This is a genomic window from Pseudomonas sp. Hp2 (genome assembly GCF_006386585.1).
Taxonomy (GTDB): Bacteria; Pseudomonadota; Gammaproteobacteria; order Xanthomonadales; family Xanthomonadaceae; genus Pseudomonas_S; species Pseudomonas_S boreopolis.
In genome coordinates this window covers 517,806-542,115 of record NZ_VAHJ01000001.1, presented here as the reverse complement: position 1 = coordinate 542,115, position 24,310 = coordinate 517,806, and the positions used below count along the sequence as shown (strand labels likewise).

At 69.5% G+C, this 24,310-nt stretch carries 23 protein-coding genes; 11 read left to right on the top strand and 12 right to left on the bottom strand.

Annotated features, from left to right (window positions below; translation table 11 throughout):
* Nucleotides 1–203: 203 nt before the first annotated feature.
* Complete coding sequence (locus FD678_RS02195) at nt 204–2,243, bottom strand: TonB-dependent receptor (RefSeq protein WP_140718960.1); 2,040 nt, start codon at nt 2,241–2,243, stop codon at nt 204–206.
* Nucleotides 2,244–2,391: 148 nt separating this feature from the next.
* On the opposite strand from FD678_RS02195, the gene FD678_RS02190 reads away from it, so the two are divergent.
* Together FD678_RS02190 and FD678_RS02185 are read left to right on the top strand one after the other, a co-directional pair.
* Nucleotides 2,392–2,805 carry a MerC domain-containing protein gene (locus tag FD678_RS02190; protein ID WP_140718959.1) on the top strand — a complete coding sequence of 138 codons (414 nt, stop codon included), beginning with the start codon at nt 2,392–2,394 and terminating at the stop codon, nt 2,803–2,805.
* A gap of 107 nt (nt 2,806–2,912) precedes the next feature.
* Entirely contained in the window at nt 2,913–3,092 is a 180-nt protein-coding gene (locus FD678_RS02185) for a 30S ribosomal protein THX (protein WP_140718958.1), read from the top strand.
* 143 nt (nt 3,093–3,235) lie between these two features.
* Here FD678_RS02185 and FD678_RS02180 read toward each other — a convergent pair whose 3' ends face one another.
* The 3 genes from FD678_RS02180 to FD678_RS02170 all read right to left on the bottom strand — a co-directional run bounded on the left by FD678_RS02180 (nt 3,236) and on the right by FD678_RS02170 (nt 6,678).
* Entirely contained in the window at nt 3,236–4,498 is a 1,263-nt protein-coding gene (locus tag FD678_RS02180) for an alkaline phosphatase family protein (protein ID WP_140718957.1), read from the bottom strand.
* Nucleotides 4,499–4,553: 55 nt separating this feature from the next.
* On the bottom strand, nt 4,554–5,072 hold the full coding sequence (locus FD678_RS02175) for a methylated-DNA--[protein]-cysteine S-methyltransferase (RefSeq protein WP_140718956.1): 519 nt from the start codon (nt 5,070–5,072) through the stop codon (nt 4,554–4,556).
* A gap of 67 nt (nt 5,073–5,139) precedes the next feature.
* On the bottom strand, nt 5,140–6,678 hold the full coding sequence (locus tag FD678_RS02170; protein WP_140718955.1) for a DNA-3-methyladenine glycosylase 2 family protein: 1,539 nt from the start codon (nt 6,676–6,678) through the stop codon (nt 5,140–5,142).
* Nucleotides 6,679–6,816: 138 nt separating this feature from the next.
* On the opposite strand from FD678_RS02170, the gene FD678_RS02165 reads away from it, so the two are divergent.
* Both FD678_RS02165 and FD678_RS02160 read left to right on the top strand, forming a co-directional pair.
* Entirely contained in the window at nt 6,817–7,896 is a 1,080-nt protein-coding gene (locus FD678_RS02165) for a hypothetical protein (protein WP_140718954.1), read from the top strand.
* Between the two features lie 128 nt (nt 7,897–8,024).
* Nucleotides 8,025–8,543 (top strand): DUF4019 domain-containing protein, encoded by a 519-nt coding sequence (locus FD678_RS02160; RefSeq protein WP_140718953.1) that lies wholly within the window; start codon nt 8,025–8,027, stop codon nt 8,541–8,543.
* Between the two features lie 85 nt (nt 8,544–8,628).
* On the opposite strand, the gene FD678_RS02155 is transcribed toward FD678_RS02160, so the two are convergent.
* Both FD678_RS02155 and FD678_RS02150 read right to left on the bottom strand, forming a co-directional pair.
* On the bottom strand, nt 8,629–8,997 hold the full coding sequence (locus FD678_RS02155) for a response regulator (RefSeq protein WP_218569448.1): 369 nt from the start codon (nt 8,995–8,997) through the stop codon (nt 8,629–8,631).
* Nucleotides 8,978–10,135: a two-component system sensor histidine kinase NtrB gene (locus tag FD678_RS02150; protein ID WP_140718952.1), complete on the bottom strand. Its 1,158-nt coding sequence runs from the start codon at nt 10,133–10,135 to the stop codon at nt 8,978–8,980. The genes FD678_RS02155 and FD678_RS02150 overlap by 20 nt, the downstream gene beginning before the upstream one ends.
* A gap of 220 nt (nt 10,136–10,355) precedes the next feature.
* Between FD678_RS02150 and ubiM the strand changes: the two genes are divergently transcribed.
* Complete coding sequence (gene ubiM, locus FD678_RS02145) at nt 10,356–11,537, top strand: 5-demethoxyubiquinol-8 5-hydroxylase UbiM (RefSeq protein ID WP_140718951.1); 1,182 nt, start codon at nt 10,356–10,358, stop codon at nt 11,535–11,537.
* 103 nt (nt 11,538–11,640) lie between these two features.
* Here the strand turns inward: ubiM and FD678_RS02140 are convergent, their stop codons facing one another.
* The 3 genes from FD678_RS02140 to FD678_RS02130 are packed head-to-tail and all read right to left on the bottom strand — an operon-like array spanning nt 11,641 to nt 13,080.
* On the bottom strand, nt 11,641–11,859 hold the full coding sequence (locus FD678_RS02140) for an RNA-binding S4 domain-containing protein (RefSeq protein ID WP_140718950.1): 219 nt from the start codon (nt 11,857–11,859) through the stop codon (nt 11,641–11,643).
* A 38-nt stretch (nt 11,860–11,897) separates the two neighbouring features.
* Entirely contained in the window at nt 11,898–12,554 is a 657-nt protein-coding gene (locus tag FD678_RS02135; RefSeq protein WP_140718949.1) for a serine/threonine protein kinase, read from the bottom strand.
* 16 nt (nt 12,555–12,570) lie between these two features.
* Nucleotides 12,571–13,080: an RNA polymerase sigma factor gene (locus FD678_RS02130; RefSeq protein WP_140718948.1), complete on the bottom strand. Its 510-nt coding sequence runs from the start codon at nt 13,078–13,080 to the stop codon at nt 12,571–12,573.
* Between the two features lie 160 nt (nt 13,081–13,240).
* Between FD678_RS02130 and FD678_RS02125 the strand changes: the two genes are divergently transcribed.
* Together FD678_RS02125 and FD678_RS02120 are read left to right on the top strand one after the other, a co-directional pair.
* Nucleotides 13,241–15,181, top strand: coding sequence for a DEAD/DEAH box helicase (locus FD678_RS02125; protein ID WP_140718947.1), 1,941 nt, complete (start codon nt 13,241–13,243; stop codon nt 15,179–15,181).
* A gap of 202 nt (nt 15,182–15,383) precedes the next feature.
* Nucleotides 15,384–16,106: a pseudouridine synthase gene (locus FD678_RS02120; RefSeq protein ID WP_140718946.1), complete on the top strand. Its 723-nt coding sequence runs from the start codon at nt 15,384–15,386 to the stop codon at nt 16,104–16,106.
* A gap of 719 nt (nt 16,107–16,825) precedes the next feature.
* Here the strand turns inward: FD678_RS02120 and FD678_RS02115 are convergent.
* Complete coding sequence (locus tag FD678_RS02115) at nt 16,826–17,773, bottom strand: DMT family transporter (protein WP_140718945.1); 948 nt, start codon at nt 17,771–17,773, stop codon at nt 16,826–16,828.
* 76 nt (nt 17,774–17,849) lie between these two features.
* A complete protein-coding gene (locus FD678_RS02110; protein ID WP_218569447.1) occupies nt 17,850–18,677 on the bottom strand; it encodes a DUF72 domain-containing protein in 828 nt (275 codons plus the stop codon).
* Nucleotides 18,678–19,072: 395 nt separating this feature from the next.
* Here FD678_RS02110 and rraA point away from each other — a divergent pair, with 395 nt between their 5' ends.
* Together rraA and FD678_RS02100 are read left to right on the top strand one after the other, a co-directional pair.
* Nucleotides 19,073–19,561, top strand: coding sequence for a ribonuclease E activity regulator RraA (rraA, locus tag FD678_RS02105; protein ID WP_140718943.1), 489 nt, complete (start codon nt 19,073–19,075; stop codon nt 19,559–19,561).
* A gap of 49 nt (nt 19,562–19,610) precedes the next feature.
* Nucleotides 19,611–21,155 carry a serine hydrolase gene (locus tag FD678_RS02100; RefSeq protein ID WP_218569446.1) on the top strand — a complete coding sequence of 515 codons (1,545 nt, stop codon included), beginning with the start codon at nt 19,611–19,613 and terminating at the stop codon, nt 21,153–21,155.
* A gap of 544 nt (nt 21,156–21,699) precedes the next feature.
* Here FD678_RS02100 and FD678_RS02090 read toward each other — a convergent pair.
* Nucleotides 21,700–22,116: a rhodanese-like domain-containing protein gene (locus FD678_RS02090; RefSeq protein WP_140718941.1), complete on the bottom strand. Its 417-nt coding sequence runs from the start codon at nt 22,114–22,116 to the stop codon at nt 21,700–21,702.
* Nucleotides 22,117–22,208: 92 nt separating this feature from the next.
* Between FD678_RS02090 and ftrA the strand changes: the two genes are divergently transcribed.
* Nucleotides 22,209–23,210 (top strand): transcriptional regulator FtrA, encoded by a 1,002-nt coding sequence (ftrA, locus tag FD678_RS02085; RefSeq protein ID WP_140718940.1) that lies wholly within the window; start codon nt 22,209–22,211, stop codon nt 23,208–23,210.
* Between the two features lie 181 nt (nt 23,211–23,391).
* Entirely contained in the window at nt 23,392–24,231 is an 840-nt protein-coding gene (locus FD678_RS02080) for a MipA/OmpV family protein (RefSeq protein WP_177497513.1), read from the top strand.
* Nucleotides 24,232–24,310: the final 79 nt, after the last annotated feature.

Here is a 24,310-nt window from a genome sequence, read left to right as displayed (position 1 = left end):
GCATGGCAGGGCAGGCGGGCGTTGCCTTCAGGCACGGGGGCGTGCCGGTCGCAATTAACCACCAACCTGCGTGAAGACCGCCGTGAAATCCGCTGCGTGCCCGGCCGCGGCAAGGCGGCGGATGCAGGGCGGGACCGGGAATCCCGCGCAAAAAAAGAGGCCGCCCAGGGGGCGGCCTCGTCTGCGGCGGGGAGAGGACGCCGTCAGAAGAACATGCGCACGCCGAAGGAGTAGTTGCGGCCCGGCAGCATCACGTCGTCCTTCAGGAACGAGGTGTGCACGCGCGCGTCCTGGTCGGTGAGGTTGTTGCCGTCCAGGAACACTTCCCAGGCGGTGTTCGCGCGGTCGATGTGGTAGGCCACGTGCGCATCGACCATCGTGTAGCCGGCGGTCGGGGTTTCGCCCACGGCGACCTTGTCCTGCTTGTTGACGCGGGTGGCGCCCAGCGAGGCGCGCCACGCGCTGTCTTCCCAACGCAGCTGCGCGCCGACGCGCGAGGGCGCGATGCGCGGCAGGTTGCCGCCGTCCTTCAACCGCGCGCGCACGGTGTCGCCGAACACGTGCAGGTCCCACGCGCCGCTGTCGTTGTTGGCCAGGTGGAACGTGGCCTCGCCCTCGAAGCCGTGGAAGACCGCGTCGGCCTGGGTCCACTGGCGGATAGGCAGTTCCTCGCCTTCCTCGTCCCAGAACCAGGTGTCGCCGGTGTCGGCGAGGTAGATGAAGTCGTTGTAGCGGTTGTAGTAGGCCGAGACCTTCGCGTCGACCCAGTCGTTCTGGTAGCTCAGGCCCAGCTCGGCCTGGTTGGCGGCTTCCTTCTTGAGGTCCGCGTTGCCGATCTCGTAGGCGAGCGTGGCGATGTGCGGGCCGTCGGCGAACAGCTCCTCTTCGGCCGGCGCGCGCTCGGCGTGGTCGAGGTTGAGGGTCAGGCGCCAGTTGTCGTCGAAGCGGAAACCGCCGCTGAGCGACAGGCTGCCCGGCTTGAAGTCGCGCGAGATGCCGTTGTCGGTGTCGTACTTGACCCGGTCGATGCGCGCGCCGAGGTCGGCCTGGAGCGGGCCCCAGCTGTTGCGCGCCACGCCGAACACGCCGATCGAGGTGTTGTTGGTCTTCGGCACGAACGATTCCTCGCCCACCGCCTGGAAGGTGGAATCGCTGCCTTGCACGCCGATCGCGGTCTTCCAGCCGCTGGCGGCGGCGAACGATGCCTCGATGCGGCCTTCGTTGGCGCGCTTGCTGAAGACGGTGCCGACCTCGTCGCCCTCGAACTCGGTGTGCGCGTAGTCGGTATGGCCGAAGCTGTAGCGCAGGCCGCTGCCTTCGCCCCACGGGTCGTTCAGGCCGCCCTTCAGCTCGTAGCGGTCCTGCTGCAGGTGCAGCCACACGCCGCGCTCGCCCGCGGCCAGGTCGCCCGGCTCGCCGGGGTTGCCGTAGTTGTCGCGGAAGCGCGAGGCCGACACGCCGACGAAGCCCCAGTCGCCGGCCAGCGAGGCGCCGATCGAGCCGGACTTGGTATCGATGAACGAGTTGGCCTGCTTGCCTTCCGGCGTGTCGTAGTCGTTCTGGTTGCGGTAGACGCCGTCGGCGTGGATCGACAGGCCGCTGCCGTTGCCGGCGTCGATGCGGAACATGTCGGTGTTGCCGTCCTTGTCGCCGCCGTCGAAGCGCACCTCGGCGCGGCCGTTGAAGCCGTCCACCGGCGTCTCGGCGATGCGCCCATCGACCACGTTGACCACGCCGCCGATCGCGCCGGAGCCGAACAGCAGGGTCGACGGGCCCTTCAACACCTCGATCTGGTCGGCCAGGAACGGTTCGACCGCCGGCGAATGGTCCTGGCTGACGGTGGAGACGTCCTGCGAGGACAGCCCGTCGTTCAGCACCGCCACGCGCGGGCCGTCGAGGCCGCGCACGATCGGGCGGCCGACGCCCGGGCCGAAGTTCGAGCTCTGCACGCCGGGCAGGCCGGAAACCGTCTCGCCCAGGCTGGCGGCGCGGGCTTCGTCGAGTTTCTCGCCGGCCAGCACTTCGACCGGGCGGCTCAGTTCGGCCGCGGTGTCGCGCAACGGGCTGGCGGTCACCACCACGCCGTCCAGGTCCTTCACGTGCCGGCCGGCGGCGGGCTGCGCCTCGTGCCTGGGATCGGAAGAAGGAGGCGTCTGCGGATCGTCGGCGGCGAACCCGAGGCCGGGCGCGATCAGCGCGGCGAGGGCAAGGCAGAGCGGGGTACGACGGAAGGTAGAAGGCATGGGAACATCCAGTCTGTTGTTACTGTGTATCACCGGCGGGGCAGGCCTGTATCGGCCGTGAAGCCGCGACGGTGTGCATGGGTCATGGGGAAGTAGCTGGGTTAATGTTATATTATTCCAATCCATCGTTTCATCCCTGCAGGAAGTCATGCAACTGCCCGCGTCGCTCCGCCACCTGCTCGACCGCTTCGGCGCCACCGGTTCGCTGCTGTGCGCCGTGCACTGCGCGGTGCTGCCCCTGGCGCTGGCGGTGGCGCCGTCGCTGGGGCTGTCGTTCTGGCTGGGGGATACCGTGGAACGGACGATCGTGGTGTTCGTGACCCTGCTGGGGCTGTTCAGCCTGCTGCTGGGGTATCGCCGGCACCACGCCCTGCGGGCGCTGGGGTTGCTGCTGCCGGGGCTGGCGGCGCTATGGGCCGGCGTGCTGTACGACCCGCTGCACCACGCCGCCGTGCCGCACGCGGTGGTCATGACCCTGGGCGGCACTTTGGTGGCCGTGGCGCACCTGATGAACCTGCGCTTGAACCACGGCCATGTTCACGATGCCAGCTGCGCGCATTAGAACCGTCATGTTAGGCTTGCCGACCTTGCGCGAGGGGCCGGAACGGCCTGCCTCGCCGGACCCGTGTCCGCACGGGGTTTTCGTAAACACATTCAGGAGTCGATGACATGGGTAAGGGTGACCGCAAAACCGCCAAGGGCAAGCGCTACAACGCCAGCTACGGCAACGCACGCTCGCACAGCGTGAGCAAGGTGGCCGTGGGTGCCGGCGCGCCGGTCGCCAAGAAGACCGTGGTCAAGGCCGCCAAGAAGGCCGTCGCCAAGAAGACGGTCGCCAAGGCCGGCTGATCGGTCCCGCTCGAGGTACGAAAAACGCGGCGCATGCGCCGCGTTTTTTTATGCCTCGTCCGCGCCTGGCGGAGATCCCGGGACGGGGGCCGACGCTCGCCGGCACCGCCCTCCGGGACTGGGGTCCTGAATCGCCCGGTGCCTCAACGTCCGGCCGGCGCGGCCGCGTCGCGCAGGGCCGGCAGCAGCGCCTGCGGGTCGCCGTCGTTCGGCGCGGGCCGGATGCCGACCAGGCGGGCCAGCAAGGGGTAGACGTCGACGTTGTCGAACGGCGGCAACTGCTTGCCGACGGCGAACGACGGGCCGCGCGCGATGAATACCGCCCGCATCGACGGCAGCGCCGGATCGTAGCCATGCGAGCCGCGCCCTTGCGCCTGGTCGCGGCGTTTCTCGGCCTGGGCGCGCGGCAGCGCATCCCAGCCTTCGTGCATCTGGCACACGATCGAGGGCACGCGCGGGTTGCTGCCGTAGTGCCAGCGTGCCGGCAGTTCCTGCTTGCGCCAGCAGTCGTAGCGTTCGTGGGCGCCGAGCAGACGCGCCTCGGCCTTGGCCTGCTGGCCCGGCAGCGGCTCGATGCCGACCGATTGCCCGACCGACACGACCCGGGCTTCCTCGACCGGCACCATGTCTTCCACCGCGACCACGTGGCCCGGTTCGACGCTGGCCATGCCGTGGTCGGAGACGACGATGACGTCGGTGGTGTCCAGCACGCGCTCGCGCGCCATGCCGTCGAGCAGGCGGCCGATCGCCTTGTCCACGACGGCGATGGCCTGCGCGTACTCGGGCGATTGCGGGCCGTGGTCGTGGCCGGCGTGATCGACCTGGTCGAAGTACAGGGTCATGAAGCGCGGGGCGTCCGCGCCGTCCTGGGCCAGCCAGCCGAGCACGGTATCCACGCGCGCCTCCGGCGGGACCTTTCCGTCGAAGGGCTGCCAGCGGCTCGGCTGGATGCCCTGGATCGGCGCTTCGCTGCCGGGCCAGGCCCAGGTCGCGGTACGGATGCCGGCCTTCTCCGCGCCGACCCAGATCGGCTCGCCGCCCCACCAGGCGCCATTGCCCACCGCATCGCGCTGGCTGAGCGCGAAGCGCCCCAGGGCGGCGTCGTCCATGCTGTTGTGGACGATGCCGTGATGGTCCGGCCGCAGGCCGGTGACGATGGTGTAGTGGTTGGGAAAGGTCAGCGAGGGATAGGACGGGCTCATCCAGCGCGCACGCACGCCTTCGGCGGCCATGCGCGAGAGGTTCGGCGACAGGCCGCGGTCGAGCGCGTCGGCGCGCAGCCCGTCGATCGAGATCAGCAGCACCTTGCGCGGTGCCGGCGGCGCGGTGTCGGTGGAAGGAGAGCTTGCGCAGGCGGCGAGCAGCAGTGCGCAGGTCGCGGCGAGGAACGGATGCAGGGACTTCATCCCGCCAGTGTAGGCGGCCCAGGTGACTCGTCGAAGACAACCTATGGCACGGGCGTCATGCGAACAGATCGGCTTCGCGCGCGTCGGCCACGCATGCGGCGCCCTCCAGGCGCAACAGCGCCTGCTTGGTCGGGAGTCCGCCGCCGAAGCCGGTGAGCGCGCCGTCGGCGCCGATCACGCGATGGCACGGCAGCACGATCGGCAACGGATTGCGGCCGTTGGCCGCGCCCACCGCACGCGTCGCGGACGGGCGCCCGACCTGCTGCGCCAGCTGCGCGTAGCTCCAGGTTTCGCCGTACGGGATCCGCGCGAGCGTGTTCCACACCTGCAACTGGAACGGCGTGCCGACCGGCGCGAGCGGCAGTTCGAACGCGGTGCGTTCGCCGCGCAGGTAGTCGAGCAGCTGGCGCCGCGCTTCGGCGACCGGGCGGGGATCGTGCTGCCAGTGTTCGCGGTCGCGCGCTTCGTGGCGGTTGCGCGGGAACAGGATGTGATGCAGGCGGCCATCGGCATCGGCCGCCACGGTGAGCGTGCCGATCGGGCTTTCGAAGGCGTCGTAGTAGAAGGCGGTCATTGCGGTCTCCTTGGTCCTGGAGGCTATCGTCGGGTGGTCGTGCGGGAAATCCGCGGTCCGGGATCCGTCAGCGTTGCGTCGCTGCGGACCCGCTCGCGCTTTTCCCGCGCCGGGGGCGCCGCGACCCGGTGTCCGCGGGCGCGGCGGCGGAGGGTTTCGCAAGCGGCGCGAGGTGCCATAGATGCAGCACGGCATAGCTGCGCCACGGACGCCAGGCTTGCGAGCGCGCTTCGGTGGCGCGCTCGCTCAGGCGGCCGGGATGGCCGAGCACCTGCTGCAGGATCAGGTCGCCGGCCGGGAAGGCGTCGGGCTGGGCGAGCGCGCGCATGGCGATGTAGTGCGCGGTCCACGGGCCGATGCCGGGCAGGGCGGTGCAGCGCTCGACGAACTCGGCCAGGCGCTGGCCGGCGCCGAAGTGCAGCCGTCCATCGGCCACGGCCCGGGCCAGCGCGCGGATCGTCGCGGCGCGGGTGCGCGGCAGGCCGATCTGTTCCAGCGGCGCATCGGCCAACTGGTCCGGCGTGGGGAAGATCCGGTCCAGCCTGCCGGGCATGCCGCTGCGGCGGCCGCCATGCCGTTCCACCAGCCTGGCCGCCAGCGTCGCCGCGCCGGCCACGCTGACCTGCTGGCCGAGGATCGCGCGCACCGCGACCTCGAAGCCGTCCCAGCCCCCGGGCACGCGCAGGCCCGGGCGGAGGGCGATGCCCTGCGCCAGCAACGGCTCGCCGGCGAAGGTGGCGTGGACCGCCTGCAGGTCGGCGTCGAGGTCGAACATGCGGCGCACCCGGCGCACGATGTCCGGGATCGCGCGCGGATCGGTGGCGCCGATCCGCAGCAGCAATTCCGAACGCCTGGGAGCGGCGGCGACGTGGATCAGCGTCGAGGCATCGGCCGGCCCGATCACGCGCCGGTAGCCGTCCTCGTCGACCTGCTCGATGCCGGGGATGGCGCGGCGGCGCAGGAACGCCAGCATCGCGGGGAAGTCCAGCGGGGGACGATAGCCCAGCCGCAGCTCGAGCTCGCCGCCGGCGATCTCGCCGCGCTGCCGGCGCAGGGCGGAAGGCGGCATGCCGCAGCCTTCCAGGAACGCGGCGTTGAAGCGGCGCAGGCTGTTGAACCCGGCCGCGAGCGCGACCTGGGTGACCGGGAGCGCGGTCTCGGTGAGCAACTGCTTGGCCATCAACAGCCGGCGCGTGGCATGCACCTGCGCGGGCGTGGCGCCCAGTTGCTGCAGGAACTGCCGTTGCAGCTGGCGCGCGCTGAGGCCGAGCTGGCCGGCGAGGTCGTCCACCGTGCGCTCCTGCAGGTAGCCTTCGGCGATCAGCGCCAGCGCGCGCTGCACGGTTTCTTCGCCCAGGTGCTGCTGTGCCTGCGGCGACAGCTCGGGCCGGCAGCGCAGGCACGGCCGGTAGCCGGCCGCGCTGGCCGCGGCCGCGCTCGGGTAGTAGCTGACGTTGCCGGGCTTGGGCGGCGGCGCCGGGCAGACCGGCCGGCAGTAGATGCCGGTGCTCTTCACGGCGGTGAAGAACAGGCCGTCGAAGCGCGCGTCGCGCGCCAGCCTGGCGCGGTCGCATTGTCCGGGGTCGAGCGGGCGGTGCGTTTGCATGGGGCCAGTCTAGGGGCTCGCGGGGATGTCGGCTGGCCGTTTTCGGACATCGATGCCGCGGTTCAAGCCGGGTTGGTCCGGCGGGGGCCGACACGTCCTAGACTGTGGCGTTCTTCCCGCTCCCGCGCCGCACTTTCGATGCCGAAGTTCCGTTGGTCGTTCGCCCTCGTCCTGCCCGTGCTGGTGGCCTGCCGCCAGCCCGAGGCGGTGCAGGCCCCTGTCGTGGCGCAGACCACCCCGGCCGCCGATGGCGACCACATGGTGTCGGTGGACGCGCCGCCGTTGCCGGCACCCCCGCCGCGCAAGCCGGCGCGCCAGGACGACGCCTGGTCGGACGTGCAGCTCGAGGCCGGGCAGGCCTGGGTGAGCTGCGCGACCGACTACACGGCCGAGGCCGGCGACGGCCAACCGCTGGCGGCGCTGGACAAGGCCTCGATCGAGGCGGCGATGCGGCCGTGCAAGGACGCCGGGCTGGTGCGGGTGCGCTACTCCGGCAAGATCAATCCGGCCTTCGCCGAACTGATGTGGCGGCTGGCGTCGGTGGCCGACGGGCTGCGCCTGCAGCGGCGCATCCTCGACCTGGACTCCAGCGGCGGGCAGGTCGAGGCGGCGATCCGCGCCGGCGACTCGATCGGCGCCTCGCACTGGACGGTCTGGGTGCGCGAAGGCTCGATCTGCCACAGCGCCTGCGTGTTCGTGCTGGCCGCCGGGGACAACCGCCTGATCGCCGGCAAGGTCGGCATCCACCGGATGATGCGGATCAGTTCCAAGGCGACCTCGCGCGCCGAGCTGCGCGACGAACTGCAGCAGGTCTACGGCAACGTCAAGGACTACCTGGAGCGCAACGGCGTGGCGGTCGCGGTGGCCGACCTGATGATGACCGTGCCCAACCGCAGCCTGCGCCTGCTCACGCCGGAGGAACTGCGCGAATACGGGCTGGACGGCACCAACGCCGTGCAGGACGACCTGGACCGCATCCGGCTGATGCGCGAGTGCGGCGACGACTTCGTCAAGCGCAAGGACGCGTTCCTGGTCGCGTTCGACCAGCAATGCAAGCGCGAGGGCGAGGAACTGGAATCGGTCAACGCCTGCGGCCAGGCGCTGAAGGAACAGTTCGGTTTCCCCGACCCGGCCTGCCCGGAGGAGAGCCCGTTGTCGGAAAACGACGCGGCGGCGCTGCTGCCGCGCCAGGCGACGGTCGAGGCGCCGAAATCCTGAAGCCGACCGCGGCGCTTCCGAGCCGCCCTTGGGCATCGGCAGCGGGCCCAACGCGACTTGGCCGCGAGCCGGCGACATGCCCTAGACTCGCCCGGCAGATCCGGCTCCCAGGAAAGGAACGTCCCGCCATGCACCGCACCGCACTGCTGCTCGCTTCGCTCGCGTTGGCCAGCCCGCTCGCGCACGCCCAATCGGCACCGGCCGCTGCGCGTCCCGCGCCCGCGCCTCCTGCGGCGCCGGCCGCTCCCGCGCTGACGCCGGCCCAGCAGGCGCAGTTGGCCAAGCAGAACGCCGAGATGAGCCAGGCCGCGCTGAAGGCCGCGCAGATGGTGGACGCCAACCAGCTCGGCGAACTCTGGGACGGCGCCTCCGTGGTCGCCAAGAAAGCCGTGACCCGCGACGTGTTCGTGCGGCAGGTCGGCAGCGAGCGGGCCCGGCTGGGCGCGCTGGCCGGGCGTGGCGCCGCGACCGTGACGCGCGTGCAATACGGCCCGGGCGCGCAGGTCCCGGAAGGCCTGTACGTCAACGTCAGCTTCCCCACGCGCTTCGCCAATGTGCCGCAGCCGGTCCGCGAACTGGTGTCGTTCCGGCTCGACGAGGACCGGGTATGGCGCCTGTCCGGCTACAGCTTGCGCATGCCCAACTGAGGCTGGGGGCCGTCCGGCAAGGCGCCCTGGATCCGCGCTTCGCACCGCGCGGAGATCCGTGAGCGCCAAGGCCGCAGCGGCGTAGTCATGCGGACGGCGCCCGGCCTGCCGCGAGCGGGCCCGACAGGTGCTGGATCAGTTCGGTCACGCGGAAGGGCTTGGAGAAATACGTGACCGTCGCCGGGATGGGCGGCAGGTGGTGCGGCGAGATCCCGGACACGAGCACAACCCTCGCCGCGGGATTGCGGTCCTTGGCCGCGTGGGCCACGTCGATCCCGCTGACCCCGTCGGGCATGGTGACGTCGGTTATCACCCAATCGAAATCCTCGGCCGCCAATTTGGACTGGGCGTCACGCCCGTTCAACGCCTGGACGACGGTATGTCCTTCTTCCTCGAGGGCTATCGACGTCACCAGGCGCACCAGGTCGTCGTCCTCAACGTACAGTATTTTCATCGGTGCCCTGCTGTCTGAGTTCGGGGATGAACATCGTCACGGTGGTCCCGGCGTCCGGGAGGCTGTCGATCTCGGCGAAGCCGCCGCTCTGGCTGGCGAAGCCGAAGACCTGGCTCAGCCCCAGTCCGCTGCCCTTGCCGACATCCTTGGTGGTGAAGAAGGGCTCCATCGCCCGCAGGCGGATCTCCTCGGGCATGCCGGGCCCGTCGTCGGCCACCGAGACGCAGACGTAGTCGCGGTCGGGGCATGCCTGCGAGTGGCGCAACCGGTCCAGGCGGGCGACGCGGGTCCTGACGACGACGTGGCCGGCCGGCGAGGCGTCGCGCGCGTTCGCGACCAGGTTCATCACTGCCGCTTCCAGTTGGGTCCGGTCGACCATGACGGGAGGCACGCGCTCGGCCAGTTCGAGGGTGCAGCGGACCGCGTCGCCGACCGCGCGCCTGAAGAGTTCGAACGAGTTGCGGATGAGTTCGTTCACGTCGTACTGGGCCGGACGCAGGTGCTGCCCCCGCGTGAACGCGAGCAGTTGGTGGGACAGGTGGCTGCCGCGCTGGGCGGCCTCGGCCGCGGCATTGATCAGCAGCGACTTCCTCTCGTCGCGTTCCTTCTTCGCCAGCAGGTCGAGGCTGTTCACGATCACGGCCAGCACATTGTTGAAATCGTGGGCGACGCCCAGGGCGAGGCGGCCGAGGGCCTCCAGCTTCTGGGATTGCGCAAGCGCGCGCTCGGTTTCGCGGAGGCTCTTGATGGCCTCGTATTTCTCGGTGACGTCGCGGGTCACTTTCGCGAAGCCCACCAGCCTTCCGTCCTGCCATATCGGATCGATGATCACGTTCGCGCGGAACAGGCTGCCGTCCTTGCGTACCCGCCATCCCTCCGCCTCGTACCGGCCGGTCTGCCTGGCGGCCTCCAGTCCTTTCCACGGCAGCCGCCGGGCGATGTCGTCCGGCGTGTAGAAGATCGAGAAGTGCTGGCCGAGGATTTCCCTGTCGGTGTAGCCCTTGATGAGTTCGCCGCCGGGATTCCAGCTGCGGATGTAGCCCTCCGGATCCAGCATGTAGATCGCGTAGTCGGTCACCGCCTGCAACAGCAGGCGTTCGGCTTGCTCGCTGTCGCCATGCCGCTTCTGTTCGTGCATCGCGCACTCCCGTGGATCGCCGGCAAAGCCTATACGCCGCCCCGTGAGCGCGGAGTCTTGTCCCGCGGGGCCGCTCCAGGCGGAGCCATGCTTGTCGCGGCGGCGTGAACGGCCGGGTGCAGGCGGCGGGAGCGCGCCTTTTCCCGCGGGTTGATCTCGATCAAGCCCTCCTTGCGGCGCGGCGGCGTAGACTGCCCACGCGATTCGAGCGGGAGCGCACATGAAGCATGTCGACGTGGCAGTGGTCGGGGCCGGGCCCATCGGGCTGAGCTTTGCGCGGTCGTTGGCCGGGAGTGGCCTTTCGGTGGCGCTGGTCGAACGGCAGGATCGTTCGCGCCTGGCCGATCCGGCGTTCGACGGCCGCGAGATCGCGCTCACGCATGCCTCGCGTCAGGTGATGGAGAGGCTGGGGCAATGGGCGCGCATTCCGGCCGGCGACATATCGCCGTTGCGCGATGCCCGGGTGATGAACGGTTCCTCGCCGTTCGCGCTGACGTTCGCCGCGCATGCGGGGGACGTCGGCGAGCTGGGGTGGCTGGTGCCCAACCACCTGGTCCGGCGTGCCGCCTGGGAAGCGGTGCAGGGCCAGCAAGGGCTGCATGTCCTGGACAACAGCGCGCTGGTGGCGGTGCAGGCCGCCGCAGGCGGCGTCGCGCTCGTGCTGACCGATGGGGAGCGGCTCTCGGCGCGCCTGCTGGTCGCCTCCGACAGCCGTTTCTCCCAGGCCCGGCGCCTGCTCGGGATCGGGGCGCGCACGCGCGATTTCGGCAAGTCCATGCTGGTTTGCCGCATGCGGCACGAACGGCCCCACCACCACGCGGCCTGGGAATGGTTCGGCTACGGCCGGACCATGGCCCTGTTGCCGCTGCACGGCGACCGGGCCGGCGTGGTGCTGACGCTCCCGCCGCGGCGGGTGGAGGCGTTGATGGCGATGGACGAGGCCGCGTTCGGCGCCGCGATCACCGATTGCTTCGAGGGGCGGCTGGGCAGGATGGACCAGGAAGGCTCGCGCCATGTCTACCCGCTGGTCGCGACCTACGCGGAGCGCTTCGTCGGCGAACGTTGCGCGCTGGTCGGCGATGCGGCGGTCGGCATGCATCCGGTGACCGCGCATGGATTCAACCTGGGGCTGCAAGGCCAGGCGCGGCTGGCGAAGGCGATCGTCGAGGCGGCCGCGGCGGGGGACGACATCGCCGCGCCGGCGCTGCTGGCCGGCTACGAACGCGCGCACCGGCTGGCTACGCGCCCGCTGTACGAGGCGACCAATGCCATCGCCTCGCTGTACACCGACGATCGCCCGCCGATGCGACTGCTGCGCGACGGCGCGTTGCGCGCGGCCAGCGTGGTGGCGCCGTTCCGCAAGGCCATTGCCGCGCACCTGACCCAGCGCGCCGTCGCCTAGCAGGGGATCGCGAAGGCTTCTTGCGGGAGGGACTTCAGTCCCGAAGCCCTGCCGGCAAGGCCCTGCCGGGACTGAAGTCCCTCCCATAGGGGCCAACCATCGGCTAGGCGGCGACCACGCGGATTTCCACGTCGTCGATGCGCACGACCTGGCCGCCGCGGATCTTGGCGGTCTTGCGCAATTCCACCTCGCCGTCCACGCGCACCGCGCCGCTGGCGACGATCGCCTTGCCCTGGCCGCCGCTGTCGGCGATGCCGGCCAGCTTGAGCAACTGGTTGAGTTCGACGTATTCGCGGTCGAGTTCGAAATCGAGGGTTTGCATGGCGTCGTCGTTGGCAGCCGGGGGCGGCGATTATCCGCCTACTCGCGCTCGAATTCGCGCACTTCCTCCAGCAGCGCGCGCGCTCGGCGCAGGCTGAAGCCTGTGACGGCATCTTCCACGCGCTGGGCCAGCCGCGGCCGGCGAGGATTGCGCGACCAACGATGGAACCAGGCGGTGCCGATCCAGCCGAGCGCGCCGATCGCCAGACTGCCCCAGATCCAGCCTGGTGCCCCGGCGGGTATCGGCATGCGCGCCAGGCCGGCCACGGCGACCACGACGATGACCCACATCACCCACCATGGCCAGCCGGCGAGCATGCCGTTGAGGGCGTAGAACCGGCGCAACCTGGCGAGCCGGTTCTCGATCTGCAGTACGGGGGCGCCGTAATCGATGCGGGACGCCAGCGCGAGGGTGATACCTGCAAAGACTGCAGTGACCACCCCGAAGGCGTGCAACGTCGCGCCCGCGACGTGGTAGCGCGGGGCGTCCGGATTGTGTCTCCAGCAGGCGATGCCGAGCAGCATCAGCGCCACGCCGAGCGCGACCTGCAGCCACTGGCCCCGGACCAGCGGGCGCAGGCTGCTGCGCAAGTGCTCGCGCTTGCGTTCGCCCAGCAATGCGTTCTGCAGCGTTTCCTGGCGTTCGAGACGCTGGCCCAGTTGCCGCCAGATGGCCTTCAGTTCGTCCGGTTCCATGTCGGGATCCTCGGGTTCAGAGTTCGTGACGGATGCGCGCCTTCAAGCGGCCGATCTTGGTGGCGACGTTGGTTTCGCTCAGGCCGAGTACCCCGGCCATCTCCCGGTAGCTGCAGTCTTCGAGGTAGAGCAGCATCAGCGCGCGTTCCAACGGCGGCAGGGCATGGATGAAGCGATGCAGTCGCTCGACCTGCTGGGACATTTCCGGGTCGTGCGGGCGCGGATCCGGCAGATCGTGGTGCGCCTCGTTCCAGGAGTCGGCCTGGGTGCTCCGCGTGCGGCTGCGCACGTGCGAGATCGCCACGTTCAGCGCGATCCGGTACATCCAGGTCGAAAACGGCCTGGCCGCGTCGTAGGACGGCCAGGCCCGCCACAGCTGCGCCGCGATGTCCTGCATCAGGTCGTCGCGATCCTCGCGCTGCCAGGCGTAACTGCCGGCGACCTTGACCAATACGCCGCGGTGCCGCTCCAGCAGGGCGGCGAATGCCTGTCGGCGGTCGCAAGACGTCGTTGCGGGCTGTTCCATGGCGGGGCTGGAAGAGGGGCTCGCGAGGTGATTCGCCGGCAGGGGCGGATCATCACACCTGAACGGAATCCCGGCCCCCTTTCGACAGCGGGGCCGCCAAGGCGCACAATATGCTGTCCTGCGCCCGCCCGTTCGCGGCCGGCGCCTCCCGGAGTTCCCCATGTCAGACCAATCCCCCGCGCCGCTGCGCTTCGCAGACCTCGGCCTGAGCGAGGCCGTGATGCGCGCCGTGGCCGATGTCGGCTACGAGTCGCCGTCGCCGATCCAGGCCGCCACCATCCCGGCCATGCTGGCCGGCCGGGACGTGCTCGGCCAGGCCCAGACCGGCACCGGCAAGACCGCCGCGTTCGCGCTGCCGGTGCTGTCCAACGCCGACCTGGCGCAGGCCAAGCCGCAGGCGCTGGTGCTGGCGCCCACCCGCGAGCTGGCGATCCAGGTCGCCGAGGCCTTCCAGCGCTACGCCACGGCGATCCCGGGCTTCCGCGTGCTGCCGGTCTACGGCGGCCAGCCCTATGGCCAGCAGCTGTCGGCGCTGCGCCGCGGCGTGCACGTGGTGGTCGGTACGCCGGGCCGGGTGATCGATCATCTCGAGCGCGGCACGCTGGACCTGTCCGAGCTGAAGACGCTGGTGCTCGACGAGGCCGACGAGATGCTGCGGATGGGCTTCATCGAGGACGTCGAGGCGGTGCTGAAGAAGCTGCCCGAGTCGCGCCAGGTGGCGCTGTTCTCGGCGACGATGCCGCCGCAGATCCGCCGCATCGCGCAGACCTACCTGCGCGACCCGGCGGAGGTCACCATCGCCGCCAAGACCACCACCTCGGCCAACATCCGCCAGCGCTACTGGTGGGTGAGCGGCCTGCACAAGCTCGATGCGCTGACCCGCATCCTGGAGGTCGAGCCGTTCGACGCGATGATCATCTTCGCGCGCACCAAGGCCGCCACCGAGGAACTGGCCGAGAAGCTGCAGGCGCGCGGCCTGGCGGCCGCCGCCATCAACGGCGACATGCAGCAGGCCCAGCGCGAGCGCACCATCGGACAGCTCAAGGACGGCAAGCTCGACATCCTGGTCGCCACCGACGTGGCCGCGCGCGGACTGGACGTGGAGCGGATCAGCCACGTGCTGAACTACGACATCCCCTACGACACCGAGAGCTACGTGCACCGCATCGGCCGCACCGGCCGCGCCGGGCGCAGCGGCGAGGCGATCCTGTTCGTCACGCCGCGCGAGAAGGGCATGCTGCGCCAGATCGAGCGCGCCACCCGCCAGCCGATCGAGGAAATGCAGCTGCCGTCGGTGGACGCGGTCAACGACACCCGCGTGAGCAAGTTCATGACCCGCATCAGCGATGCGCTGGCCGAAGGCGGCGACATCGAGTTCTATCGCGAGCTGCTGCAGCGCTTCGAAGGCGAGAGCAACGTGCCGGCGATCGACATCGCCGCGGCGCTCGCCAAGCTGCTGCAGGGCGATGCCCCGTTCCTGCTGGCGCCGCCGGTGCGCGGCCCGCGTCCGGAACGTAGCGACGAGCGCGCGCCACGCCGCAGCGAGCGTCCCGAGCGTGGCGAGCGCCCGGCCCGTTTCGAGCCGCGCGCCGAGCGCGCGCCGCGTACCACGGACGACCATGCGCACGCGGCGGCCTCGCATCCGCGCGCCGAACGGCAAGGCGGCGACTTCGATTACGAGCGCGATGTCGGCAGCTTCGAGCGCCCGCGCCGCGACAAGGTGCCGCCGCGCGGCGAGCCCGAATTCGGGATGGAGACCTACCGCATCGAGGTCGGCCATGCGCACGGCGTGAAGCCGGCCAACATCGTCGGGGCCATCGCCAACGAGGCCGGGCTGGAGAGCCGCTACATCGGCCGCATCGATATCCACGACGATTATTCGATCCTGGACCTGCCGGCGGAGATGCCGCGCGAGATCCTGCAGCACCTCAAGAAGGTGTGGGTGTCCGGCCAGCAGCTGCAGATGCGGCGCGTGGACGGCGACGAGGCGCATGCGCCGTCGCGCGGGAAGCCGAAGTTCGCGCGGGCCGGCAAGCCGGGCGGCGCGGCCAAGCCGCATCGCAAGGGGCCGGGCAAGCCGAAGGGCGCGCGCCACGAATGATCGCCGCACCTTCCTCGCACGCGGGGAAGGTGCCCGGAGCGGCGCCTCCGGCACCGGGCGCCATCACGGCCTGCATCCTTGCCGCCCCGGCACGACGTCCGCGGCGCGGGCGCGGGCCGGTGGCGCGCCTGCGGGACGTCCTGGCCCGCGGGCATGGGAAGGGCCGCGTCCTGTCTTCCATGTCTTTCTTCGAGTGATCTCCATGACCACCCGCCTCAACAAGCACATCGCCGAGACCGGATTCTGCTCGCGCCGCGAGGCCGACCGCCTGATCGGCGAGCGGCGCGTCACCGTCAACGGCGTGGTGGCCGGCACGGGTGCGGTGGTGGGCGAGGGCGACGAGGTGCGGGTGGACGGCCAGCCGCTGCGCGCGCGCATGGCGAGCAAGCCCGGTGCCCGCCGCCATGTCTACATCGCGTTGAACAAGCCGGTCGGGATCACCTGCACCACCGAAAGCTCGGTGAAGGGCAACATCGTCGATTTCGTCGGGCACGAGCAGCGCATCTTCCCGATCGGGCGGCTGGACAAGGATTCGGAAGGCCTGATCCTGATGACCAGCAACGGCGACATCGTCAATGAGATCCTGAGGGCGGAGAACCGCCACCAGAAGGAATACCTGGTGGCGGTCAACAAGCCGGTCACCGACGAATTCCTGCGCGGGATGGCGCGCGGCGTGCGCATCCACGGGCAGATGACGTTGCCGTGCCGGACCGCGCGGATCGCCAAGTTCGGGTTCCGGATCGTGCTGGAGCAGGGCCTGAACCGGCAGATCCGCCTGATGTCGGCCGAGTTCGGCTATCGCGTCACGCAGTTGCGACGGACGCGTATCGACAACATCAAGCTGGGGACGTTGAAGCCGGGGCAGTGGCGGAATTTGACGGATCTGGAGTTGAGGGGCTTGTTGCCGCAGCGGCAGGATTTTTGATCGATTGATCGGTTGATGGGGCATTCGGGCGTTTGATCACGCTGTCCCTCCGACCTGCGACATCTATCTGCCGTCGTCCTCGAGAAGGCGACGACCCAGCGACTTTCTCGCTATCTATCCAGTCCCCGTGATCTCACTATCGTCATCCCCGCGAAGGCGGGGATCCAGGGACTTTGCTTTTGCTTTGTTTCGAGTGGATGCAAAAACTTTCGCCTTTGGCGAGTCACTTTTCTTTGCTTGTGCACGCGCGCCGCAGGAGCGGCGCCGCACGGCGAAGCCGCCCGAAGGGCGCGGCACAAGGATGTGCCGCGTAAAGAAAAGTAACCAAAAGAAGCGCTTCACAGCAGCCGAATGGCTGATCAAGCACACCCCGCCTTCGCGCCCTCCGCTGCGCTACGGGTCCGCGGAGCCAATGGGATCTTCGGACGCGACCTCCTGTCGCGGCCGAAAACGGCGCACTCGTCCGCTACGCGGACGAGCCCGGGGCATTCGCCGCGCGGCGAATGCCCGCCCGCCGGGGCGAAACAGTGCTTCGCCTTTTCCGGCGAGCCCCTGTGTGCCGCCCTTCGGGTGTTTCCCAATGTCTCCGCCGCTTCGGAGGGGCCCCGATAGGTCAAAGGCGAAAAGCAAAAGCAACGGCAAAACACGAGCAACGGCAACAGCAACAGCAACAGCGCTGCGTCTTCGGCCTTGGGCTGTAACGGCAGGCCATGCCATGTCTAATCGACCAGGTTCTTCGACTCGGCCGTGCCCAGCAGTTCCGGATGCTCGATGCGGCGCCGGCGCTCCAGCAGCGGATGCAGGAACACGGCGCCGAGGATGATCGCCACGCCGAGGTAGAACAGCGGCGTCAGCTCCTTCTGCTCGCCGAGCAGCAGGGCGGCCAGCACGATCGCGTAGATCGGTTCCAGGTTGGTGACCAGTTGCACCGAGTACGCGCTCAGGTGGCGCAAGGCCACCAACGCCAGCGCGAACGGGAGCAGCGTGCAGGCCAGGGCGAGCGCCAGCAGCAACGCGCCGTCGTGCAGGCCCGGCACCTCCAGCAGGTCGCCGCCGAAGGCCGGCAGCAGCAGCGGCATCAACGGGGCAAGCGCCGTCAGTACCAGCGTGCCCGCGCCGAGCTCCAGGCCGGTGACGGTCAGCGGATCGGCATGGCTGACCATGCGCTTGTTGAGCGAGCCGAACAGCGCCACCAGCAGTGCGGACACGGCTCCTACCGCGATGCCGGCGCGCATGCCGCCCGGCACGCCGCCGACCACCATCGCCACGCCCGGGAGCACCGCGATGCCGAACAGCAACTCGCTCGGCCGGAACGGTCGGTGCGCCACCCACGGCTCGATCACCGCGGTGAACACCGGCGCCAGTGCGATGCAGGTGGCGGCCACCGAGGCGTTGGCCAGCTTGATCGCGCCGTAGAAGGTCAGCCAGTGCAGCGCCACCAGCGCGCCGATGCCGCAATAACCCCATGCCAGCCGCGGCGTCAGCGCGCGCAGGCCGCGCCAGACCCGCGGCAACAGCGCCAGCGCGGCCACCACGATCAGCATGCGCCACCACACCAGCGGCAGCGCCGGCAGCGTGATCAGCTTGCCCAGGATGGCGGTCACGCCCCACAGCAGGACGCAAAAATGGATTTGCAGTTGCGCCTTGCGCAGGGGAGTCATCGGCATCCGGCTATTGTCGCCGAGACGCCGACGGCATGACCATCGCGCCCGCCGCGCGGCGCGACGGCGCTCGCGTACCGGATCAGGGAGCCAGCGCCTTCATCAGCGCCATGGCGGCCGCGGGATTGCGCTCCTTGGCGGCGCTGATGAAGTAGACGAACACCTCGCGGGGCTCGCCGGGCTCGAGCGGAGCGGCGACATGCGGCAGGTCCGGGTTGTCCTCGCCGTCGCGCCAGGCCTGGATGCGCCGTGCCCAGGCCCGCAGCTCGGCCGCGGGATAGCCGGTATCGACGTCGGACCGGCTGCGCATCAGCCGCGCATACACGAAGTCGCCGCCCAGGTCGGCGAAGGAGGGGTACTCGTCGCTGTCGGTGAACACCGTGGCCATGCCGCGCCGGCGTATCCGCTCGAGCAGCGCGGCATCCACGAAGGCCGGATCGCGGATCTCCAGGACGTGGCGCAGGCGGTGGCTGCCGGCATGGCTGGGCAGCAGGTCGAGGAACGCGTCGAAGTCGTCCTGCTGCAGCGTGCGGCCGTGCGCGAACTGCCATACCAGCGGCCCCAGCCTGTTGCCCAGTTCGGAGATGCCGCCGATGAAGTCGTCGACCTGCGCGCCCGTGCCGGCCAGCCGCCTGGCCTGGACGATGCGCTTGGGGGCCTTGGCCGAGAACACGAATCCCTCCGGCGTCTCGTCGCGCCACTTGGCGTAGGTGGCCGGCTTCTGCGTGCCGTAATAGGTGCCGTTGATCTCGATGCTGGTGAGGTGGCGGCTGGCGTATTCCAGTTCGCGCCGCTGCACGAGCCCGGGTGGATAGAACATGCCGCCACGCCAAGGTTCGTAGACCCAACCGCCGATGCCGATATGGATGCCCCCGCCGTTGGCCGGCGCTGTGTCGAAGAGTTCGTTCAACGGAATATCCCTGTCTACTGCCTGCACTTCTCGTTGCCGCGTGCCCGCGTGGCCTCCACGGGCGTGCGTCCCAATGTCGTTGCCCGGCATCCGTCCGGAGCGGTTCGGCGGCTACCTGCCACCGGTGGCGTCGCAATGCGGCGTTGGGCCGGGGCCGGCGTGCCGTCATGCCTGAGCGGGGATGCTACGGCCAGCGGGGCCGGCGGTGCGTTACCGTTTTGCAAAGAGGGTCTGATTTCCGGCAAGCGGGCCGGCGGCCGCTGCCGTGCTGCACCATGATGGGGCGCGGGGCGGCCGCCCGGCTCTCGCCCTCTGGCCCCACCCGGACTTTGGGCACTGCGCGCCCGGGAGGCGGGCGGCTACCATCCGGACATCCCCGCCCGAGGACGGCCTCCATGAACTGGACCACCCCCGACCTGTGCGACCGCTTCCCCGAGGTGGCCGTGGCCGAGCCGCTGTTCCGCAGCTTCGGCGGCCGGGCCGCGTTTTCGGGGCCGTTGGCGACGGTACGCTGCTTCGAGGACAACTCGCGCGTGCGCGAGCTGGCGATGACGCCGGGCGAGGGGCGGGTGCTGGTGGTGGACGGGCAGGGCTCGCTCCGGCACGCGCTGGTGGGCGACCAGATCGCGGCCAATGCCGCGGCGAACGGTTGGGCGGGCATGCTGATCCATGGCTGCGTGCGCGACGTCGAAATACTGGCCACGCTGCCGGTGGGGCTGCTCGCGCTGGCGGCCTGTCCGCGCAAGACCGACCGGCGCGGACTGGGGGATGTGGATGTACCGGTGAACTTCGCCGGGGTGGCGTTCGTGCCGGGCCATTGGCTCTATGCGGATGCCAGCGGCGTGTTGGTGTCATCGTCGCCGTTGGACCTGGCGGCGACCTGAGCGAACGAACGGGAGAATGCGGTTGAACAGAGGGTGGTGGGTGAGCGGAATGACCATGGCGCTAGCGGTGGCAGTGGCGGCACAGGCCGCGGAAACGCCGGCGGGACTGCAGGACTTCGATGCGCAGGTCGAGCGCGTGCGCCGGACCTTCGACGTACCCGGCATCGCGGTCGCGATCGTCGAGGACGGGCAGGTGGTGCTGGAGCGGGGCTACGGCGTGCGCGAGGCCGGCAAGCCCGGGGCGGTGGAGGCGACCACGCCGTTCGCGATCGCCTCCAATACCAAGGCGTTCACGGCGGCGTCGCTGTCGATCCTGGCCGACGAGGGCAAGCTCAAGCTCGACGACCGGGTGATCGACCACCTGCCGTGGTTCCGCATGTCCGATCCCTACGTCACCGGCGAGATGCGCATCCGCGACCTGCTCGCCCACCGCAGCGGGCTGAGCCTGGGCGCGGGCGACCTGCTGTTCTGGCCGACCACCGGCTACAGCACCGACGAAGTGGTGAAGCGCCTGGCGAAGGTGCCGTTGAAGGGCGGCTTCCGCGACCGGTACGCCTACGACAACATCCTCTACGCGGTGGCGCAGAAGGTGATCGAGCAGGTCTCCGGCATGTCCTATGCCGACTTCCTGCAGAAGCGCATCTTCGATCCGGTCGGCATGGGCGGTACCCGCTTCAACGCCGACCATCTCCGCCCCGGCGACGCGCCGGCGGTGGGCCATGCCAAGTACGACTTCCGCGAATTGCGCACGGTCGCGCCGCTGACCTGGTCGAACAACTCCGGTGCCGGCGGCATCTATTCCAGCGTGCACGACATGGCCAAGTGGATGAACGTGCAACTGGCCGGCGGCAAGCTGCCGGACGGCACGCCGCTGTTCAGCGCGCAGCGCCAGCGCGAGATGTGGTCGGTGATCACGCCCATCGCCATCCCGGAGCCGAGCGTGCCCGAGCTGGCGCCGGCAAGGCCGAATTTCGCCGGCTACGGCGAGGGCTGGAACCTGAGCGACTACCGCGGCCACAAGCTGGTCTGGCATACCGGCGGGTGGCCGGGCATGGTCTCGCGCCTGACCCTGGTGCCGGAGCGGAAGCTCGGCGTGATCGTGCTGACCAACCAGGAAGTCGGCGCCGCGTTCAATGCGGTGACGATGCAGGTCCTCGACGCCTATCTGGACGCGCCGAAGACCGACTGGACCGATGCCTATGCCAAGGCCGTGGCCAAGTCGCAGGAGAAGGCCGACGAGAGTTGGGACAAGCACGTGGCGGCGCGCGATGCGAAGTCCAGGCCTTCGTTGCCGTTGTCCGGTTATGCCGGCACCTACCGCGACCCGTGGTACGGGGACGTGGTGGTGCGCCGGGAAGGGGAACGCCTGCGGCTGCAGTTCTCGAAGACGGCGCAGTTGCTCGGGACGCTGGAGCATTGGCAGCACGATACGTTCATCGTGCGCTGGGACGATCGCTCGCTCAATGCCGATGCGTTCGTCACCTTCGCGCTGACGCCGGATGGCAAGGTGCGCGAGGCGAGGATGGAGGCGGTGTCGCCGTTGACGGATTTCAGCTTCGATTTCCAGGATTTGGTCTTGGTGCCGGTGGAGTGACGGGGCTTAATCGATAGGGGGGTGTCCTGTCATTGTTTTTGTGTAAAGGAAGCTCTTTGGCTTTGATGCCATTCCGCTGTCCCGCGGAATCTCTCTACCGTCATTCCCGCGAAGGCGGGAAGCGCTTTTCAGCAGCCGAATGGCTGATCATCCAGGGACTTTGCTTTTGGGCTCTTTGGGCCTTTGGCGATAAGGCCAAAGGCTTTCGCCTTACGGCGAGTTACCTTTCTTTGCTTGTGCAAAGAAAGGTAACTCAAAGAAAGCACACCCCGCCTTCGCGCCCGCAGCTTTGCTGCGGGTCCGCGGAGCCGGCGGGATTTTTCGACGCGACCTCCTGTCGCGGCGAAAAACGACGCACATCCATGTACGTCGCCCCTTCGGGGTTTTACCCGCCGTCTCCGCCGCTTCGGAGGGGCCCCGGTAAGTCAAGGTCAAAAGCGAAAAGCCAAAGCAACATCACGAGCAACAGCAACAGCAACAGCAACAGCAACAGCAAAGGCAAAGGCAAAGGCAAAGGCAAAGATTGCCCGGGCCTGCATGCAAATCACACGGCCTCGCTCGCCACTTCCTCGCGTGCCAATTCAAAACCCTCGTCCAGCCAGCCTGTGATGCCGCCGATCATGAGCTTGACCGGGCGCCCCAGCATGGCCAGGCGTACCGCGGCCTTGTCCGCGCCGTTGCAGTGGGGGCCGGCGCAGTACACGACGAACAGGGTGTCGGCCGGATGATGGGCGAGCTTGCCCTGGACGATCTTGCCGTGGGGCAGGTTGATCGCCCCCGGTACGTGGCCCCGGGCATACAGCGCCGGGGCACGCACATCGAGGAGGACGAAGCCGGGGGCGCCGGATGCCATCGCTTCGTGCACGTCCCAGCAGTCCGTTTCCAGGTGCAGCTTGGCGGTGAAATGGCGCAGCGCTTCCGCGCTGGCGGCGGCGGGGACCTGCAGTACGGGGTTCGGCATGGATCGTCTCCTTGGCTGGGGCGGTGCCAGTGTGGTCCGGGCAGGGCGCCGGTTAAACTGGCAGGATTGACGGATACCGGTCATTTCCTGCCATGGCGAAGAAACCCCCGTACGTGGTCGCGCTGGCGTATCCGAACCTGTGCCTGTTCGAGTTCGGCATCGCCGCCGAGTTGTTCGGCCTGCCGCGGCCGGAGCTGGAGGTGGCCTGGTATCGCTTCGGCGTGGCCATGACCGCGGGACGGGTGCGCAGCGGGATCGGCGGCATGCGGATCGCGGCCGATGGCGGGCTGGAGCTGTTGCGCAGGGCGCATACGATCGTGGTGCCCGGCTGGAGCGGGCCGGAGGTGAAGCCTTCCGCAGCCTTGAAGTCCGCGCTGTGCCGGGCGCACGCGCGCGGCGCGAGGCTGATGTCGATCTGCTCCGGGGCGTTCCTGCTCGGCCACTGCGGTCTGCTGGACGGACGCCGGGCGACCACGCACTGGCGCTACGAGCAGCGTTTCCGCGAGTACTTCCCCGCCAGTACGCTGGTCCCCGATGCGCTCTATGTCGAGGACGGCCGGATCGTCACCTCGGCCGGCAGCGCGGCCGGGATCGACGCGGGCCTGCACCTCATCCGCAGCGACTTCGGCACCGCGATCGCCAACCGGGTGGCGCAGCGGTTGGTGATGCTGCCGCACCGCGAGGGCGGGCAGCGGCAGTTCGTGGCCAGTCCGGTGGCCAGGCGCCGCAACGATCCGTTCGATGGCGTCTTCGACTGGGCACGGCAGCGGCTGGCCGACGGCATCGCCGCCGCCGACCTGGCCCGGGCGGCGGCGATGAGCGAGCGCAATTTCTATCGCCGCTTCAAGCAGGCCATCGGCACGACGCCGGGGCAGTGGCTGCAGCAGGAACGCATACGGTCCGCGAAGGCGCTGCTGGAGGCCGGCCGGCTCGACCTGGAGCGGGTGGCGGAGGCCTGCGGCTTCGAAACGCTGGAGGCGTTCAGGGCGGCATTCAGGCGCAACGTGGGCGTGGCGCCGTCGGCGTACCGCAAGAGTTTCGGGCAGGGCCATGTCACAGGCTCCCAGGCAGGCCGCGCTGGAGCGGGAGCGTGAACGCGCCGGACGCGGCACGATCCCATCCCCGGATCGACGATCGGCAGCAGGCGGGTCTCGCCAAGGGGTTGGCGTTCAGTTTGCGGGGCCGCTCCGAAAGGCTGGTGCAAGGCCGGGGTGGCCACACTGGGAAGGTGCCGGGACCGCTTGTCCGGGCGTGTGTTTTCAGGAGAGATTCGGGATGGCGGTGGGTTTTGTTCACGGCGCGTGGCGCCTGGCGTTGGCGGCCCTGGCTGGCCTGCCCCTGACCTTGCAGGCCGCGCCTGCCGATGCCGATCCCCCTGCGTCGCCTGCCTCGTCCCAGAGCCTGTGGGGGGACAAGACCGAGGTTACGGTCGGCATGTCCGCCCTGCTCACGCCTAGCTACGACGGCGCATCGCAGGATCGTTGGGAGCCGTTGCCGGTCGTGTCGGTACAACGCGGCATATTGTTCGCCGACAGCGTGCGTGGCGCCGGCTTGCAGTTCCAGACCGCGTCGGGCCTGTCATTATCGCAATCGATCTACTACGACCTGGGCCGCGCGGACCACGACAGCCGCTGGCGGCCAGGAGACAGCTCGCTTGCCGGGATGGGGCAGGTACCCGATTCGTTCACCAGCAAGACGCTGGTAGGTGAGCAGGTCACCCCTTGGTTCATGGCCAGTGCCGAGGCCGAACTCACGCTGCGCAGCGGCCTGCATCGCCAGCGCTACCGCGCCGGCGTGGAGCTCACGCCGTGGAAGACGGACAGCGACGAAGTCTCGATCGACCTGGACGGGCACTGGGGCAACAGCCGCTATAACCAGGCCTATTACGGGGTCACCGCACTGCAAAGCTCGCGTACCGGTTTCGATGCGTTCGCGCCGCGGGCGGGTTTGTATGCGGTCTCCAGCGGGGTCGAGTGGGACCACACTTTCAGCCCGCATTGGACCAGCGTGTTCCAGTTGACCGGCACGCATTACACCGGCCAGGCGAGCGGCAGCCCGATCGTGGCCGACCATACCGGCCTGGAAGTCACGCTGGGGTTCACCTACACCCGTTGAAGGCCGCCTGCTGCCCCAGGCCGCGTCTCGCGACGATGCGCTCCGGACGTGTTGCGCACGCCGCCGTTCGCGCCGCCGG

Excerpts from the sequence above, each read along its gene's own strand:
- FD678_RS02195 (WP_140718960.1), bottom strand. The coding sequence starts at position 2,243 with ATGCCTTCTACCTTCCGTCGTACCCCGCTCTGCCTTGCCCTCGCCGCG.
- FD678_RS02190 (WP_140718959.1), top strand. The coding sequence starts at position 2,392 with ATGCAACTGCCCGCGTCGCTCCGCCACCTGCTCGACCGCTTCGGCGCC.
- FD678_RS02185 (WP_140718958.1), top strand. The coding sequence starts at position 2,913 with ATGGGTAAGGGTGACCGCAAAACCGCCAAGGGCAAGCGCTACAACGCC.
- FD678_RS02180 (WP_140718957.1), bottom strand. The coding sequence starts at position 4,498 with ATGAAGTCCCTGCATCCGTTCCTCGCCGCGACCTGCGCACTGCTGCTC.
- FD678_RS02175 (WP_140718956.1), bottom strand. The coding sequence starts at position 5,072 with ATGACCGCCTTCTACTACGACGCCTTCGAAAGCCCGATCGGCACGCTC.
- FD678_RS02170 (WP_140718955.1), bottom strand. The coding sequence starts at position 6,678 with ATGCAAACGCACCGCCCGCTCGACCCCGGACAATGCGACCGCGCCAGG.
- FD678_RS02165 (WP_140718954.1), top strand. The coding sequence starts at position 6,817 with ATGCCGAAGTTCCGTTGGTCGTTCGCCCTCGTCCTGCCCGTGCTGGTG.
- FD678_RS02160 (WP_140718953.1), top strand. The coding sequence starts at position 8,025 with ATGCACCGCACCGCACTGCTGCTCGCTTCGCTCGCGTTGGCCAGCCCG.
- FD678_RS02155 (WP_218569448.1), bottom strand. The coding sequence starts at position 8,997 with ATGAAAATACTGTACGTTGAGGACGACGACCTGGTGCGCCTGGTGACG.
- FD678_RS02150 (WP_140718952.1), bottom strand. The coding sequence starts at position 10,135 with ATGCACGAACAGAAGCGGCATGGCGACAGCGAGCAAGCCGAACGCCTG.
- ubiM (WP_140718951.1), top strand. The coding sequence starts at position 10,356 with ATGAAGCATGTCGACGTGGCAGTGGTCGGGGCCGGGCCCATCGGGCTG.
- FD678_RS02140 (WP_140718950.1), bottom strand. The coding sequence starts at position 11,859 with ATGCAAACCCTCGATTTCGAACTCGACCGCGAATACGTCGAACTCAAC.
- FD678_RS02135 (WP_140718949.1), bottom strand. The coding sequence starts at position 12,554 with ATGGAACCGGACGAACTGAAGGCCATCTGGCGGCAACTGGGCCAGCGT.
- FD678_RS02130 (WP_140718948.1), bottom strand. The coding sequence starts at position 13,080 with ATGGAACAGCCCGCAACGACGTCTTGCGACCGCCGACAGGCATTCGCC.
- FD678_RS02125 (WP_140718947.1), top strand. The coding sequence starts at position 13,241 with ATGTCAGACCAATCCCCCGCGCCGCTGCGCTTCGCAGACCTCGGCCTG.
- FD678_RS02120 (WP_140718946.1), top strand. The coding sequence starts at position 15,384 with ATGACCACCCGCCTCAACAAGCACATCGCCGAGACCGGATTCTGCTCG.
- FD678_RS02115 (WP_140718945.1), bottom strand. The coding sequence starts at position 17,773 with ATGCCGATGACTCCCCTGCGCAAGGCGCAACTGCAAATCCATTTTTGC.
- rraA (WP_140718943.1), top strand. The coding sequence starts at position 19,073 with ATGAACTGGACCACCCCCGACCTGTGCGACCGCTTCCCCGAGGTGGCC.
- FD678_RS02100 (WP_218569446.1), top strand. The coding sequence starts at position 19,611 with ATGACCATGGCGCTAGCGGTGGCAGTGGCGGCACAGGCCGCGGAAACG.
- FD678_RS02090 (WP_140718941.1), bottom strand. The coding sequence starts at position 22,116 with ATGCCGAACCCCGTACTGCAGGTCCCCGCCGCCGCCAGCGCGGAAGCG.
- ftrA (WP_140718940.1), top strand. The coding sequence starts at position 22,209 with ATGGCGAAGAAACCCCCGTACGTGGTCGCGCTGGCGTATCCGAACCTG.
- FD678_RS02080 (WP_177497513.1), top strand. The coding sequence starts at position 23,392 with ATGGCGGTGGGTTTTGTTCACGGCGCGTGGCGCCTGGCGTTGGCGGCC.